Origin of the sequence: Sphingopyxis sp. BSN-002 (assembly GCF_022024275.1) — a bacterium.
Classification (GTDB): domain Bacteria; phylum Pseudomonadota; class Alphaproteobacteria; order Sphingomonadales; family Sphingomonadaceae; genus Sphingopyxis.
In genome coordinates, this window is the sequence record NZ_CP091804.1 from 2,898,283 (window position 1) to 2,911,732 (window position 13,450).

General features: G+C 66.2%; 15 protein-coding genes. 2 read left to right on the forward strand and 13 right to left on the reverse strand.

Annotation, left to right across the window (positions count from 1 at the left end; genetic code table 11):
• The first annotated feature begins 97 nt into the window (after nucleotides 1–97).
• Nucleotides 98–811: a hypothetical protein gene (locus tag L7H23_RS14380; RefSeq protein WP_237836557.1), complete on the forward strand. Its 714-nt coding sequence runs from the start codon at nucleotides 98–100 to the stop codon at nucleotides 809–811.
• 69 nt (nucleotides 812–880) lie between these two features.
• Here L7H23_RS14380 and rplQ read toward each other — a convergent pair whose 3' ends face one another.
• From rplQ to L7H23_RS14415, 7 genes are all read right to left on the reverse strand, one after another.
• Nucleotides 881–1,300 (reverse strand): 50S ribosomal protein L17, encoded by a 420-nt coding sequence (rplQ, locus tag L7H23_RS14385; RefSeq protein ID WP_237836558.1) that lies wholly within the window; start codon nucleotides 1,298–1,300, stop codon nucleotides 881–883.
• A gap of 108 nt (nucleotides 1,301–1,408) precedes the next feature.
• Nucleotides 1,409–2,467, reverse strand: a complete 1,059-nt coding sequence (locus tag L7H23_RS14390) for a DNA-directed RNA polymerase subunit alpha (protein WP_237836559.1) — start codon at nucleotides 2,465–2,467, stop codon at nucleotides 1,409–1,411.
• A gap of 101 nt (nucleotides 2,468–2,568) precedes the next feature.
• Entirely contained in the window at nucleotides 2,569–2,958 is a 390-nt protein-coding gene (gene rpsK / locus L7H23_RS14395) for a 30S ribosomal protein S11 (RefSeq protein ID WP_003040416.1), read from the reverse strand.
• Between the two features lie 75 nt (nucleotides 2,959–3,033).
• Nucleotides 3,034–3,402: a 30S ribosomal protein S13 gene (gene rpsM, locus L7H23_RS14400; RefSeq protein WP_037553668.1), complete on the reverse strand. Its 369-nt coding sequence runs from the start codon at nucleotides 3,400–3,402 to the stop codon at nucleotides 3,034–3,036.
• A 222-nt stretch (nucleotides 3,403–3,624) separates the two neighbouring features.
• The gene (locus L7H23_RS14405; RefSeq protein ID WP_237836560.1) at nucleotides 3,625–4,416 is read right to left on the reverse strand and encodes a 3'(2'),5'-bisphosphate nucleotidase CysQ; all 792 of its coding nucleotides are present in this window, start codon (nucleotides 4,414–4,416) and stop codon (nucleotides 3,625–3,627) included.
• Between the two features lie 6 nt (nucleotides 4,417–4,422).
• Nucleotides 4,423–5,766: a TldD/PmbA family protein gene (locus tag L7H23_RS14410; RefSeq protein WP_237836561.1), complete on the reverse strand. Its 1,344-nt coding sequence runs from the start codon at nucleotides 5,764–5,766 to the stop codon at nucleotides 4,423–4,425.
• A 49-nt stretch (nucleotides 5,767–5,815) separates the two neighbouring features.
• Entirely contained in the window at nucleotides 5,816–6,214 is a 399-nt protein-coding gene (locus tag L7H23_RS14415) for a hypothetical protein (RefSeq protein WP_237836562.1), read from the reverse strand.
• A 301-nt stretch (nucleotides 6,215–6,515) separates the two neighbouring features.
• Here L7H23_RS14415 and L7H23_RS14420 point away from each other — a divergent pair, with 301 nt between their 5' ends.
• Nucleotides 6,516–8,450, forward strand: coding sequence for a prolyl oligopeptidase family serine peptidase (locus L7H23_RS14420; RefSeq protein ID WP_237836563.1), 1,935 nt, complete (start codon nucleotides 6,516–6,518; stop codon nucleotides 8,448–8,450).
• Between the two features lie 45 nt (nucleotides 8,451–8,495).
• On the opposite strand, the gene L7H23_RS14425 is transcribed toward L7H23_RS14420, so the two are convergent.
• The 6 genes from L7H23_RS14425 to L7H23_RS14450 all read right to left on the reverse strand — a co-directional run bounded on the left by L7H23_RS14425 (nucleotide 8,496) and on the right by L7H23_RS14450 (nucleotide 13,367).
• Nucleotides 8,496–9,104, reverse strand: a complete 609-nt coding sequence (locus tag L7H23_RS14425) for a hypothetical protein (protein WP_237836564.1) — start codon at nucleotides 9,102–9,104, stop codon at nucleotides 8,496–8,498.
• 86 nt (nucleotides 9,105–9,190) lie between these two features.
• On the reverse strand, nucleotides 9,191–9,709 hold the full coding sequence (locus tag L7H23_RS14430; protein WP_237836565.1) for a demethoxyubiquinone hydroxylase family protein: 519 nt from the start codon (nucleotides 9,707–9,709) through the stop codon (nucleotides 9,191–9,193).
• Nucleotides 9,706–10,188, reverse strand: a complete 483-nt coding sequence (locus L7H23_RS14435; RefSeq protein ID WP_237836566.1) for a disulfide bond formation protein B — start codon at nucleotides 10,186–10,188, stop codon at nucleotides 9,706–9,708. The genes L7H23_RS14430 and L7H23_RS14435 overlap by 4 nt, the downstream gene beginning before the upstream one ends.
• A 19-nt stretch (nucleotides 10,189–10,207) precedes the next feature.
• On the reverse strand, nucleotides 10,208–11,596 hold the full coding sequence (locus L7H23_RS14440; protein WP_237836567.1) for a S41 family peptidase: 1,389 nt from the start codon (nucleotides 11,594–11,596) through the stop codon (nucleotides 10,208–10,210).
• Between the two features lie 131 nt (nucleotides 11,597–11,727).
• The gene (locus L7H23_RS14445) at nucleotides 11,728–12,942 is read right to left on the reverse strand and encodes a peptidoglycan DD-metalloendopeptidase family protein (protein ID WP_237836568.1); all 1,215 of its coding nucleotides are present in this window, start codon (nucleotides 12,940–12,942) and stop codon (nucleotides 11,728–11,730) included.
• Nucleotides 12,939–13,367, reverse strand: a complete 429-nt coding sequence (locus L7H23_RS14450) for a 23S rRNA (pseudouridine(1915)-N(3))-methyltransferase RlmH (protein WP_237839262.1) — start codon at nucleotides 13,365–13,367, stop codon at nucleotides 12,939–12,941. Before L7H23_RS14450 ends, L7H23_RS14445 begins: the two co-directional genes overlap by 4 nt.
• Nucleotides 13,368–13,450: the final 83 nt, after the last annotated feature.

The window sequence follows — 13,450 nt, forward strand, 5'->3', positions numbered from 1 at the left end:
GATAAATCCGGCGCCAAGTCAATATCCGTTATCGCGACGATAGGCCTTGCGCGCCTCCCGGCGCGCGATACACCGTTGATCGGGGGGAGCGGGAACGATGCGCAAAATCAGGATGATATCGGCCGTGCTGGCGGCGGTGATGCTGGCGATGCCGGTCGTCGCACCAGCCAAGGATGCGGCCCGAATTGCGGTTACGCCGGCTTCGAAGGAGGCGCTGCTGGTGATCAAGGCGCCGGCGCTGCGACCGGCGCCGACCTTCAAGACCGCCTATCGCCTCGGCCTGTCGGTCTATGACGCCGAAAACCAGTCGATGAAGGGCGGCCCATGGGGCGGCAAGGCAGTGTTCGAGGCGCAGCCGAAGAAATTCGTCGACGGCTATCTGCTGTTGACCGTCAAGCCGGGAACATGGGTCTTCCAGGATTTTTCGCAGCAGGACCGTTGGGCGCTCTGCTTTCAGGACGGTAGCCGGCAGTTCGATGTCGCGGCGGGCGAGGTTGTCTATCTCGGCGAATTCGATGCGCTCGCTCACGCCATCGAACTTCAGCGGATTGCGGTCATGACCTTACGGACGTCGACGACCGGCTTCGAGCATTTCTTCGAGAACGTCACGCCGCCCCGCCTGACCCCTGCGGGTGAAGCGGATCTCGATGCCGTGCGTGCGATGCTGACCGCCAGATCGCCGGGAACCACGGCTCCGCTTCGCGCGGCCTCCTATACCCCGGCACGTTTCGGCACGGGGAGCGACCTGTTCGGCCTGTCGCGCGTCTGCGGCGGATATTATACGGGCAAGGCGAAGCAGAAAGCCGAATGACGCAAGCAAAAGGGGCCGGAAGCGCTGGCTTCCGACCCCTTCTGTGTGTCTGCAAAAGCCGGAAGGCGCTTATGCGGCTTCCAGTTCCTCGTCGGTGAACACCGGACCCGAATCCTGGCCCTTGGCGTCAACGTCGCGGTCGACGAATTCGATGATCGCGATCGGTGCGGCGTCCGACGCGCGGATGCCGGCCTTGATGACCCGGGTGTAGCCGCCGTTGCGGTCCTTGTAACGCTCGGCGAGAACGTCGAACAGCTTCACCAGCTGCGCGTCGTCCATCAGACGGCTCATCGCAAGGCGACGGTTGGCAAGGCCGCCACGCTTTGCGAGCGTGACCAGCTTTTCGACATAGGGACGCAGTTCCTTCGCCTTGGCGACGGTCGTCGTGATCTGCTCATGCTTGATGAGCGAGGCCGACATGTTGCGGAACATCGCGATGCGATGCGCGCCGGTGCGCTGAAGCTTCCGGCCACCCGATTTATGACGCATAATCCATTCCTTCGTTCGTTAAGGGCCCGTGTGAGGTAGCCCAGACCAGGTCGATTGGCGGGTCGACCCATTCCCGTTGTGAGCCCCGGCCGGAGCCGGGGCACTGGATCAGCCGAGAAGTTCCTGTTCGAGCTTCTTGGCCATTTCCTCGATGTTTTCCGGCGGCCAGCCGGGGATGTCCATGCCGAGGCGCAGGCCCATCGACGACAGCACTTCCTTGATTTCGTTCAAGGACTTGCGGCCGAAGTTCGGCGTGCGGAGCATTTCGGCTTCGGTCTTCTGGACGAGATCACCGATATAGATGATGTTGTCGTTCTTGAGGCAGTTGGCCGAACGGACCGACAGTTCGAGCTCGTCGACCTTCTTGAGAAGGAAGCGGTTGAGCTGGTTGACGTCCGATTCATCGGCGGTGGTCGACGGAGCCGCCATGCCGATGAGGCCGCTGTCGTTCATCGCTTCCTCGAAGTGGACGAAGACCTGCAGCTGGTCCTGGAGGATGCGCGCGGCGTAGGCGACGGCGTCTTCCGGGGTGACCGTGCCGTCGGTTTCGACGGTCAGGCTCAGCTTGTCGAAGTCCAGCTCCTGGCCGATGCGCGCATTGTCGACCTTGTAGGCGACCTGGCGGACGGGCGAGTAGAGCGAGTCGACCGGGATCAAACCGATCGGCGCGTCGGCCGGGCGGTTCGCGGTCGCGGGGACGTAGCCCTTGCCGGTGTCGGCAACGAGTTCCATGTTCAGCGTCGCGCCATCGTCGAGGTGGCAGATGACGTGGTTCGGGTTCATCACCTTGATGTCGCCCGACACCATGATGTCGCCGGCCTTGACGGTCGCGGGACCGGTCGCCGAAAGCTGGAGCCGCTTCGGGCCTTCGCCTTCCATCTTGAGCGCGATCTGCTTCACGTTGAGGACGATGTCGGTCACGTCTTCACGCACGCCGGCAAGGCTCGAGAATTCGTGCAGCACGTTCTCGATCTTGATCGACGTGATAGCCGCACCCTGGAGCGACGACAGCAGGACGCGGCGCAGCGCGTTGCCGAGCGTCAGGCCGAAACCGCGCTCAAGCGGCTCTGCGACGAAGGTCGCCTTGCGCTTGCCGTCGGTACCGGCCTTGATTTCCAGGTTGCTGGGCTTCTTCAATTCCTGCCAGTTCCGGATATTGACAGTCATGGACTTCCCTTTGCTAGTGGCGGGACAGGCAGGGGTCGACTACCCGTCCAGCGAGAGATTTGGTGCGGGCGGCGCCCCGACGGAGCGCGCCCGGAAAGGCGTCAGACGCGGCGGCGCTTGGCCGGGCGGACACCATTGTGCGGGATCGGCGTCACGTCGCGGATCGACGTGATGTGGAACCCGACGGCCTGCAGGGCGCGCAGGGCCGATTCACGACCGGCGCCGGGGCCCTTGACCTCGACTTCGAGCGTACGGACGCCGTGCTCGGCGGCCTTCTTGCCCGCGTCTTCGGCGCAAACCTGTGCGGCGTACGGGGTCGACTTGCGGCTGCCCTTGAAGCCCATCATGCCGGCGCTCGACCAGGCAATCGCATTGCCCTGTGCGTCGGTGATGGTGATCATGGTGTTGTTGAAGGTCGCGTTGACATGAGCCACACCCGACGAGATGTTCTTGCGTTCGCGCCGACGAAGGCGCTGCGGTTCACGAGCCATTGTGCTGTATCCTACCTAAATCCGTAAAGCGGCCGGGGCGCAGCCAGAAGGCGGCCGCCGGCGCGAAAAACCGGCTTACTTCTTCTTGCCGGCGATCGGCTTCGCCTTGCCCTTGCGGGTGCGCGCATTGGTGTGCGTGCGCTGGCCGCGGACGGGAAGGCCCTTGCGATGACGCAGGCCGCGATAGCAGGCAAGGTCCATCAGGCGCTTGATGTTCATCGCCGTGTTGCGGCGAAGATCACCCTCGACCGTGTGGTCGGCGTCCAGCGTTTCGCGGATCTGGAGGACTTCGGCGTCCGACAGGTCCTGAACGCGGCGGCTGTGGTCGATGCCCAGCTTGTCGGCGATGTCGACGGCGGTCTTGCGGCCGATGCCGTGGATGTAGGTGAGCGCAATGATAACGCGCTTGTTGGTGGGCAGGTTGACGCCCGCGATACGTGCCATGCTATTCTTTCTCCTGCTCCACAGGACTCGCTGGCATACGGGTCCTATCTCAAAGCGTCTGATTTCCAACGCAAAAAACGGACCACGAATACGCTTGGAGCGTTTCGCCGTCCGGTCAGGCTGTCGGAATGAAGCGCAGTTAGGGTGAGTCGCGTGGAAAGTCAAGGGAAGTGCGGCGCGCCGATGGGGTTTTCGCGATGCGAAAACCGCGGGCCGTTGCCGCTACCCCTTCGACGTAAGCGCCACCGCACGATCGTGCAAGCGGCCGACGACAGCCCGGTGGATTCCGGGGGCGCAGGCGATGACACCGAAGGCTTGCGCGCGCGGCGTGTTGAAGACCAGCGGCTCGCCGAAGGCGTCGGTGACCACGGCTCCGGCCTCGGTCGCGATCAGCGCGGCGGCGGCGACGTCCCACTCGAAACCCCAGCGTAGGGTCGCGACCAGATCGGCGCGGTCGTCGGCGACGAGCGCCATGCGCAGCGCGATGCTGTTCGGCTTGGTGACCATGATCAGGTCGCGGTCGATCTTCGGCAGGCTGTCGGCGGGAACGCGCGATCCGTCGAAGATCATCCGGCGGCTCGCGCGCAGCGTCTCGCCGTTGAGCGTTGCGCCCTTGCCCTTTTGCGCGACCCACAGCTCGTCGAGCGCGGGGGCATAGAGCACGCCGAGCTCGGGCTGGCCGTCGATGACGAGCGCAACCGACACGCACCAGCCGGGGCGCCCGCGGATGAAATCGCGCGTGCCGTCGATCGGGTCGACGCACCACATCGCGCGGCACGACAGGCGATCGTCATTGTCTGCGGTCTCTTCGGACAGCCAGCCCGCCTCGGGCACCATCGCGCCGAGAACGGCTTTCAGCCGCGCATCGACCGCCAGATCGACGTCGCTGACCGGATTGTCGTGCGACTTGTTCCAGACGTCGATTGCGCGCCCTTCGCCGCGCCAGCGCGCCATCGCCATGTCGCCGACCTCGCGGGTGGCGGCGATCACGGCTTCGAGGTTGCGACCCGGCATCGGTGCCTACCCGCTGGCGACGGTCATGCCGTCGATGCGCAAGGTGGGCACGTTCGTGCCGTGACGGAATTCTAGGTCGTTCGCGGGGATCAGCGCCGCGAACATGTCGACGAGGTTGCTCGCGACGGTGAACTCGGCGATCGGTCCGGCGATCTGTCCGTCCCGGATCAGGAAACCCGAAGCGCCGCGGCTATAGTCGCCGGTGACCGGGTTGACGCCCTGACCGATCAGCTCGGTGACGTAGATGCCTTCGCTGATGTCGGCCATCAGTTCTTCGGGCGTGACGCTGCCTGCGGCAAGGTGAAGGTTGCTCGCGCTGACGCCCGAGGCGCCGCCGCCGCGGCTGGCATGGCCGGTGGGCTCGAGACCGAGCTGCTTCGCCGACGCAGTGTCGAGCAGCCAGCCGGTGATCTTGCCGCCGGTCACGATGTCGCGTGCGGCCGTGGGCAGACCCTCGCCATCGAAGGCCCGGCTGCGTAGTCCGCGCAGGCGGTGCGGATCGTCGCGGACGATAATGCTGCTGTCGAAGAGCGCCTGCTCTTCCTTGCCGAGCAGGAAGCTGGTGCCGCGCGCGATGGCGGGGCCGGCGATCGCGCTCAGCAGGTGGCCGACGATGCTGGCGCCGATGCGCGGGTCGAGGATGACGGGCAGCTTGCCATTCGGCGCCTTGCCGGGATTGAGGCGTTTGACCGCTCGGGTCCCCGCGCGCGTACCGATCTCCCCGGCGCTTTCGAGGTCCGACAGGTGATGCGCGCTGTGCCAGCCATAGTCGCGCTGCATGTTGGCGCCTTCGCCCGCGATGACGCTTGCCGACAGGCTGTGTCCGCTCGACCCGTAGCCGCCGAGAAAACCGTGGCTCGTCGCGAGCGCGAAACGGGTACGGCTGTGGCTTGCGCTGCCGCCTTCGCTGTTGGTCACGCCCGCGACGGCACGCGCAGCCTCCTCGACCGCGAGGGCGGCGGCGCGCAGGGCCTGCGGGTCGGCTTCGCTGGCGTCGTCGAGTTCGAAGTCGGGAGTGGTGCCACGGAAGAGGCGATCCTCCGGGGCTAGGCCGGCATAGGGATCTTCGGGGGCCTCGCGCGCCATCGCGACGCAGCGCTCGACCAGCTTGGCGAGTTCGCCCGCGTCCATGTCGGCGGTCGAGACGCTGGCGCTGCGTTGCCCGACGAAGACGCGCAGCGAGATATCCTGCCCCTCTGATCGCTCGACATCCTCGAGCGCGCCCAGTCGCATCGAGACCGAGGTTGCGGCATTGCAGTAATAAAGTGCGTCGGCGGCATCGGCGCCCGCTTTGGTCGCGGCGTCGCACAGCATCTGCGCGCGTTCGAGGGCTTGGGCAACGGTGAGCATCCGCGCGCCCTATACGGCGCGCGGCAAAGCGTCAAAATCTAAGTCGATCTTACCTGACGATCGCCGCGATGGCGTCGGTGGCGGCCATCGCGCCGCTGACCCACAGAAAGGGCAGGGCGAGCGCCGCGGCCCACAGGCGGCGGGTGTCGCGGCGGAATCGGGCATGCAGCCCGCGGCTCGCGAGGGCCTGACGGCTGAGGTGATACCAGTGGCGTTCGGTCATCCGCGCGATCGGAAGCGCGAGCGCGACGAGAATGATCAGCGCGACGACGATCAGTGCGGAGGGCGCCCCGGCGGCAACGGCGCTGGTGACGAGCCAGATCTGGAGTGCGGCAAAAGCAAGGAGAGCGGCGGCCGCGTGCCACGTCATGCGGCGGCCCAGGCTGCGTGCCGCAGGCACGCTTGCAGCCGATCGGCGCCAGAGGCGCGGTCCGAACGTCGATGCCATGTTTTCAGCCTCCCCGGCCGGCGATTCCCAGAAACCGCACGTTTTGCCCCAAAAATTCCCAAGTCAAGACACTCTGCCCGCGATTCGTTAATTTTTGCATTCGATTCGTCCCGGAATCGAAACGAATCCGGGCCGGAACGCCGAAATCACTGCAATATTGGTAATATTTGTGACATTCGCGGCATGAAGCGCGCGGATGGTCGACCATCGCCTGTCGTTGGTCGACTTGCATCCAAAGCCGCACCCTATAGCGTCTAACCCCTGTCCATCTGCTCATTCAGGTAACCAGGGGAAATCACCGATGCGATATATCGCCGTTCTGGCCGCGCTCGCGCTGCCGCTCGCACCCGCGCTTGCGCAAGAATCCGCCAAGCCCGCCGTCGAACCCAAGCCCGCCGCGCTCATTGCCGACGGCGTACCCGAAGTGCCGGTCGAGCTCACCGCCGCCACGCGCCCCTATATGGAGAACCGCAGCGCGGCCTTCGTCGGCTGGAACGAAGTCGACCGGTCGATGCTGATCGCGACGCGGTTCGGCAATACCAGCCAGATCCACCGCGTCGCGATGCCGATGGGCGCGCGCCAGCAGCTGACGTTCGAGGCGGAGCCGGTGGGGCTTGGCGCCTGGTCGCCGAAGAGCGCCGACATCATGCTGGTCCAGAAGGACGTCGGCGGGAACGAGTTCTTCCAGATCTATGCGCTGAAGGACGGCCGGCTCGACCTGCTGACCGACGGCAAGAGCCGCAACGGTTACAATGCGTGGAGCCGGGACGGGACGACGCTTGCCTATACCTCGACCCGCCGCAACGGCCGCGACAGCGACATCTATGTGATGAATCCGCGCGATGCGAAGTCGAACAGGATGCTGGCACAGGTCGAAGGCGGCGGCTGGGCGGTCAACGACTTCGCACCCGACATGAGCTGGGCGATCGTTTCGCAATATGTCTCGGTCGAAAAGGCCGACCTGTTCCGGCTCGACATGGCGACCGGCGCGCTCGCGCCGATCGGCGACCACAAGAAGGCGATCGCGCAGAGCGGCGCCGAATTCGCGCCCGACGGAACGATCTGGCAGACGAGCGACGACGGGTCGGATTTCCAGCGGCTCGGCACGCTCGACCCCGCGACCGGCAAGTTCACCGCGAAGGGGCCTGCCGAAAAATGGGACGTCACCAGCTTCAATATCGCCGATGACGGCAGCTTCATCGCCTATGTCGTGAACGAGGCGGGCATGTCGAAGCTGCGCCTGCTCGATCCCAAGAGCGGGGCGGTGCGCACGGTCGACCTGCCCGCGGGCGTTATCGGCGGCGTGAGCATCGCGCCGTGGGGCGACGTCGGCTTCAGCCTGACCTCGGCGCGCAGCGCGACCGACGCCTATAGCGTCGATCCGAAGACGATGAAGGTCACGCGCTGGACGCAGAGCGAAACCGGCGGTCTGGACCCGCTGAAGAACGTCGAGCCCGAGCTGGTCAAGGTGAAGAGCTTCGACGGACTCGAAGTCTCGGGCTTTCTCTATCGGCCCGACGCTGCGAAGTTCCCCGGCAAGCGCCCGCTGATCATGAACGTGCACGGCGGCCCCGAAAGCCAGTCGCGCCCCGGTTTCCTCGGCCGCACCAACTATCTGGTCAACGAAATGGGGATCGCGGTCTTCTTCCCGAATGTCCGCGGTTCGACCGGCTATGGCAAGAAGTTCGTCAGCCTCGACAACGGGCCGTTCAAGCGCGAGGACAGCGTCCGGGACATGGGGGCCTTCCTCGACCTGTTCGCGAAGGACCAGAACCTCGATGCGTCGCGCTTCGGGCTGACCGGGGGCAGCTATGGCGGCTATATGTGCTACGCGGCGGCGACACACTATGCCGACAAGCTGCGCGCAAACCTGTGCGTCGTCGCGATCTCGAACTTCGTCACCTTCCTCGAGAATACGCAGGAATATCGCCGCGATCTTCGCCGCGTCGAATATGGCGACGAGCGCGATCCGGCGCAGCGCAAGAAGCTGATCGAAATCTCGCCGCTGACACGCGTCGCCGACATCAAAAAGCCGCTGTTCGTCGTCACCGGCGCGAACGATCCGCGCGTGCCGGCGTCGGAAGCCGACCAGATCGTCGCGGCGGTGCGCAAGAATGGCGGGACCGCATGGCACCTTGTCGGCACGAACGAGGGCCATGGCTTCGCCAAGAAGGAAAACGCCGACTATAATTTCTGGGCGTCGCTGCTCTTCTGGAAGCAGTATCTGCTGAACTGACCGGCCGATCCGTCATCCCGGCGCGGGCCGGGGTGACGGGGAAACTCAGTTCTTCGGCGGAACCGGCAGCTCGCCGGCCTCGACGTCAGGGGTGGCGGGCGCAGGCGCATTGCCGCTCGCCTGGCGTTCGAGTTCCTCGGCTGCCTTCTGCCGTTCGGCCAGCGCCTTTTCCTCGGCGACCACCGCCGCTTCGACTTCGTCGGAGGCCGCGTCGATGCCCGCGATGCGCTTGGCGCGCTCGTCGGCGATCATCGCCTGCCAGTCGGTCTTGTCGGCGGCCTTCTGCTCGGCCTTCGCACCGGAAACCAGTTGCTGCGTACAGCCGGTGAAGCCGCCGAGGCCGACCGGCGAACAGCTGTCGGTACCGAAGCGGCCGACCCGCTCCATCGAGGTCACGCGGTTGAGCCATGCCTGATTGCGCGGGTCGAGCGGGTCGCCGCCGCGGAAAATCTGCGGCACGCGATAACGATCCTGTTCGGGCATGCGGTTACACACCACGATTTCGTCGGGGCTCGAAGCTTCGCACTTGTCGTTGCCATAGACGATGACCTGGTTGATCTTTTCGGCGTTCGCGGTGTCGGCGTCCTGCGCGGCGGCAGGAAGCGCGGCGAGGCTGCTGGCGAGAAACAGCGCGGCAAGCGGCAGGCGGGTCATCACTTTATCCTTCATCCTGTTTGGGCGGCCTTGGCAGCCCTTGCCTGCATCCGCGCTGAACGGAGCGGGCCTGAAATCGAAGCTTATCAGATACGCTTTGACAGTGCGATGGCTGCACGGCAGCCGGCGCGGATCGCGAAGCTCAGCAACGGATAGCCCGGCGCGCTTTCGGCGCCCGCGGCGAGCGCGGCTTCCTTGTGTTCCAGTTCCTCGGCGCGGAAATCCTCGACCGCGGCGCTGAGCTCGGGGTCGCTGTCGCCGAGCTCGTCGAGCTGATGCCGGTAATGGCGATCGATCTCGGTCTCGACCGCAGCGGTGCAGGCCATCGCGGCGCGCGGCCCCATCGCGGCGGTGACCGCACCCAGCGCGAAGCCCGCGACGTTCCAGACCGGCTGCAGCGCCGTCGGGCGCACGCCGCGGCGCGCGACCATCGCATCGAAGAATTTGCGATGCCGCTCTTCCTGCTCGGCCATATGCGCGATCTCGCGCGCCATCGGATGGCGATCGCCCATTACGGCGAGCTGGCCGGCGTAGATGCGCGTCGCGCCATATTCGCCCGCCTGATCGACGCGGATCATCGAGGCATTCTTGTCCGGCTTGCTCATGCCGCCGATGTGGGCCGACGGCGCAGCAAGGTCAAGACGAGCGCGGCGCCTGCAAGCGAGAAGATCGCGTTGAACCCCGCGAGCGAGATGCCGAACAGCTCCCACTGCGGAACGTCGCAGCGGGTGATCGGCGTCGCCATGATCTGGTCGAGCGAGATCGGTCCGGTCTGCGTCGTGCTGCACGTCGTCAGCCCTTCCCAGAAGCCATATTCGACCCCGGCATGGAAGATACCGATCAAGCCGCTGATCGCGATCGCGATCGCCGCGAGGTACGTCAGATTGCGCATCGCCCGGTCGTTGCGCTGCCGCAGCAGCGCGCCCGCCGCAAAGATGAGGGCGGCCTGGTGCGGCCAGCGCTGCCAATAGCACATCTCGCACGGATGGAGGCCAAAGCCGTATTGCGAGACGAGCGCGCCGCCGTACAGCAACAGCGGTATGGCGAGCGCGACGAGCGGCGCGGCGAGACGCGATTTCAGCATTTGGGCCTCTCGACGTCCGTCAGTTGCGCGCGGTCGGCTTGGCGGCCGGCTTGCTTCCCTGCGCCATACGCGCCGTGGTCGGGCTGATGCGTCCGATCGTCTGCAGCGCATAATAGAGCTGATAGTCGTCGATGCCCTTAGCCTTAAGGTCGGCGGCGCTCGCGGTGAAGCGCGGATCGTCCTTCTCGTCCTTTTCGAGCAGGCTGTTGTCGACCTTCTTCTCGTTGATCAGGTGACGGCGCAGGTCGCTTTCCCGGAAACGCGGACGATCCTTGTAGTCGGGGTCCGACAGCTGCGGCACGCGGATGTCGGGTTCGATCCCGCCTTCCTGCACGCTGCGGCCCGACGGCGTGTAATAGCGTGCGGTGGTCAGGCGAAGCGCGGTGGTGTCGGTCAGCGGCAGCACCGTCTGCACCGAACCCTTGCCGAAGCTGCGCTCGCCCATGATCACGGCGCGATGCTGGTCCTGCAGCGCGCCGGCAACGATTTCGGAAGCCGAGGCCGAACCGGCGTCGATCAGCACGATCATCGGGGCGCCGCCTGCCAGGTCGCCGGGCTCCGCGAAATAGCGCTCGATATCGCCCTTCTTGCGTCCGCGCTGCGAAACGATTTCGCCGCGGTCGAGGAAGATGTCGCTGACGTTGACCGCCTCGTCGAGCAGGCCGCCGGGATTCGAACGCAAGTCGAGGACCCAGCCCCGCGGTTTGTGCCCCATCGATTTTTCGACCGCTATCATCGCGGCCCTGAGGTCGCGGGCGGCATCCGCGGAGAAGCTGGTGATCGTCAGGACGCCGACGTCATCCTTCACTTCCCACTTCACCGGCTTCACGTCGATGATCTCGCGGGTCAGCGTCATCTCGATCGGCTTGTCCTGGCCCTCGCGCACGACGGTGATGTCGATCTTGGTGCCCGGGCGTCCGCGCATCTGTTCGACCGCTTCGTCGAGCGACAGGCCGAAGATCAGCTCCTTGTTGATGTGGGTGATATAATCGCCCGCCTTGATACCGGCGCGGTCGGCAGGGGTGTCGGCGGTCGGGGTGATCACCTTGACGACGCCGTCCTCCATCGTCACCGACAGGCCAAGACCGCCATATTCGCCGTCGGTCTGCGTGCGGAGGTTCGAATAGTCGCGTGCGTCGAGGTAACCCGAATGCGGATCGAGGCTGGCGAGCATTCCGTTGATCGCGCCTTCGATCAGCTTGTCGTCGCTGACGGGCTCGACATAGTTGGATTTGACCTCCTGAAACACTTCCATGAAGCGCGCGATTTCCTGATCGGTCGACGCGTCGACGGTCGCCATCGCGCCGGTCGCGAGCGGAACGAGCGCAAGCGTCGAAAGCGCGGCGGCACGCTGCCACAGCGCAAAGCGGCGCGTGGGGGAGGCGTGGGTCTGGGTCGATTCGGTCATGGTCATCTTTCACTCGCGCAGGACGAACCTGCCTTATAATCCCCGGCGCGCCATCGTCCTACGGATTTCTGGGGGCGTCAAGTCGTACATCCCGATACGGGGCAAGGCCGGAACGCGCGATTAACGGTGGCTCAGCCGAGCATCTGCGCGATATCGACCGGACGTCCGGAGCGGCGCAACTCGATCGTTATGCGGCTGTCGTTCGAGCCCGCGCGGCCGACCGGAGTTCCGGCATCGAGCGTGTCGCCGACATTCACCGACAGGCCGATCAGCCCGGTGACGAGCGAGGTCCAGCCGCCGCCGTGATCGATGATCAGGATCTTGCCGTAACCGCGATAGTCGCCCGCGAAACTGACGCGGCCGGGCGCGGGGGCGACGACCTGGCCGCCGGGCCGCGCCGCGATGGTGATGCCGCGCGAGCGTACGCCGCTGTCGTTGACTTCGCCCAGTCCCGCAACGATCCGCCCGACGACGGGCAGGCGATAGGCGCCGCGGGCAAGTTCGGCCTCGGCGGCTGCCGGCGGAGCCGCCTGCATCGCCGCGCTGGTCGGATCGCGAGGGCGCTGCACCGGCCCCGCGAGCTGCGCGAGCTCGCCGCGCGTCGCGCTGTCGGCCTCCAGCGTGTCCATCAGATCGACGATGTCGCGCGCCTTTTCGCCAAGCCCGAGTGCGCGCTCCGATTCGAGCTGCGCGCTGCTCATCAGTTCGCGCGACCGCAAACGCCCCTCGTTTTCGAGTCGGGTCAGCGCATCGCGGCGCTGCGCGAGTTGCACCTTGCTCGCCGCGAGCGCCTGTAGCGCGACCGTCTGTTGTTGGCGCGTCGCGCGCAACTGGACGAGCTCGGCCCGGACGCCCGCCGTGCGTCGCCGGATCACCGGCATCGCGGCGTCGATCACCGCACGGGCATGCACCATGTCGGTCAGCGACCCCGGCTGCGCGAGCACGCTCACCGGCGGCTGGCGGCTGAGCTGCTGGAGTGCCGCGGTCAGCTCGAGCAGGGGCTGCTCCTGCTCGGCGAGCCGCGCTTCCTGCGCTTTCAGCCGCCGCGTGACGAGCGCGACGCGTGCTTCGCCGGCGTTGATGTCCGCCTCGGCCGCCTGGATGCGCGCGGCGAGCGCTGCGCTGCGTTTCCTGAGCCTGTCGGCTTCGTCGCGCGCGGCGGTTGCCTGCGCCTCGAGTGCGGCGCTGCGCGCCATCGCGTCGGCGGACTGTTCCTTTGCGGCGAGCAATTGCTGGCGCTCGCGCGTCGCGATCGCCCCGGGATCGAAGACGTCGCTCTGCGCGACGGCGAACGCCGCACCCGTGATCGAGAGGCCGAGCGCCAGTGCGGCGGTCCAGCGCCTCATTGCCGGCCCTCGCGGTGATAGGGATGGTTCGCGATGATGCTGGTGGCGCGCCACAATTGTTCGGCGAGCATCGCGCGCGCCATCAGGTGCGGCCAGGTCGCGCGGCCGAAGGCGATGACCCGGTCGGCGCCCTCGCGCTCTTCGGGCGTGAAGCCGTCGGCTGCCCCCAGGCAGAAACGCGCCTCGCGCACGCCGCCGTCGCGCCATTTTTCAAGGAGCTTTGCGAATTCGAGCGAGGACAGCTGATCGCCGCCTTCATCGAGAAGGATGGTGCGGCTGTTCTCTGCCGCGGCGGGCGTGCGTCCGCCGGTGTCGGGAAGTTCCGAAATCTTCTGCGCCCAGGTCACGCGCTTCATATAGCGCTCGACCAGCTCGGCCTCGGGCCCGCGCCCGATGCGCCCGCGCGCGATGATGTGCAGCAACATGACGTTTTCGTTCACCTTCGGTGAAAGCGGCACCAGCCCGCTCCCCCGCCCGGCCTCCCCGACGATAGTAGCCTATGGGAGGC

Coding starts and splice junctions, on each gene's coding strand:
- L7H23_RS14380 (WP_237836557.1), top strand. CDS start 98: ATGCGCAAAATCAGGATGATATCGGCCGTGCTGGCGGCGGTGATGCTG.
- rplQ (WP_237836558.1), bottom strand. CDS start 1,300: ATGCGTCATAAATCGGGTGGCCGGAAGCTTCAGCGCACCGGCGCGCAT.
- L7H23_RS14390 (WP_237836559.1), bottom strand. CDS start 2,467: ATGACTGTCAATATCCGGAACTGGCAGGAATTGAAGAAGCCCAGCAAC.
- rpsK (WP_003040416.1), bottom strand. CDS start 2,958: ATGGCTCGTGAACCGCAGCGCCTTCGTCGGCGCGAACGCAAGAACATC.
- rpsM (WP_037553668.1), bottom strand. CDS start 3,402: ATGGCACGTATCGCGGGCGTCAACCTGCCCACCAACAAGCGCGTTATC.
- L7H23_RS14405 (WP_237836560.1), bottom strand. CDS start 4,416: ATGCCGGGTCGCAACCTCGAAGCCGTGATCGCCGCCACCCGCGAGGTC.
- L7H23_RS14410 (WP_237836561.1), bottom strand. CDS start 5,766: ATGCTCACCGTTGCCCAAGCCCTCGAACGCGCGCAGATGCTGTGCGAC.
- L7H23_RS14415 (WP_237836562.1), bottom strand. CDS start 6,214: ATGGCATCGACGTTCGGACCGCGCCTCTGGCGCCGATCGGCTGCAAGC.
- L7H23_RS14420 (WP_237836563.1), top strand. CDS start 6,516: ATGCGATATATCGCCGTTCTGGCCGCGCTCGCGCTGCCGCTCGCACCC.
- L7H23_RS14425 (WP_237836564.1), bottom strand. CDS start 9,104: ATGACCCGCCTGCCGCTTGCCGCGCTGTTTCTCGCCAGCAGCCTCGCC.
- L7H23_RS14430 (WP_237836565.1), bottom strand. CDS start 9,709: ATGAGCAAGCCGGACAAGAATGCCTCGATGATCCGCGTCGATCAGGCG.
- L7H23_RS14435 (WP_237836566.1), bottom strand. CDS start 10,188: ATGCTGAAATCGCGTCTCGCCGCGCCGCTCGTCGCGCTCGCCATACCG.
- L7H23_RS14440 (WP_237836567.1), bottom strand. CDS start 11,596: ATGACCGAATCGACCCAGACCCACGCCTCCCCCACGCGCCGCTTTGCG.
- L7H23_RS14445 (WP_237836568.1), bottom strand. CDS start 12,942: ATGAGGCGCTGGACCGCCGCACTGGCGCTCGGCCTCTCGATCACGGGT.
- L7H23_RS14450 (WP_237839262.1), bottom strand. CDS start 13,367: ATGTTGCTGCACATCATCGCGCGCGGGCGCATCGGGCGCGGGCCCGAG.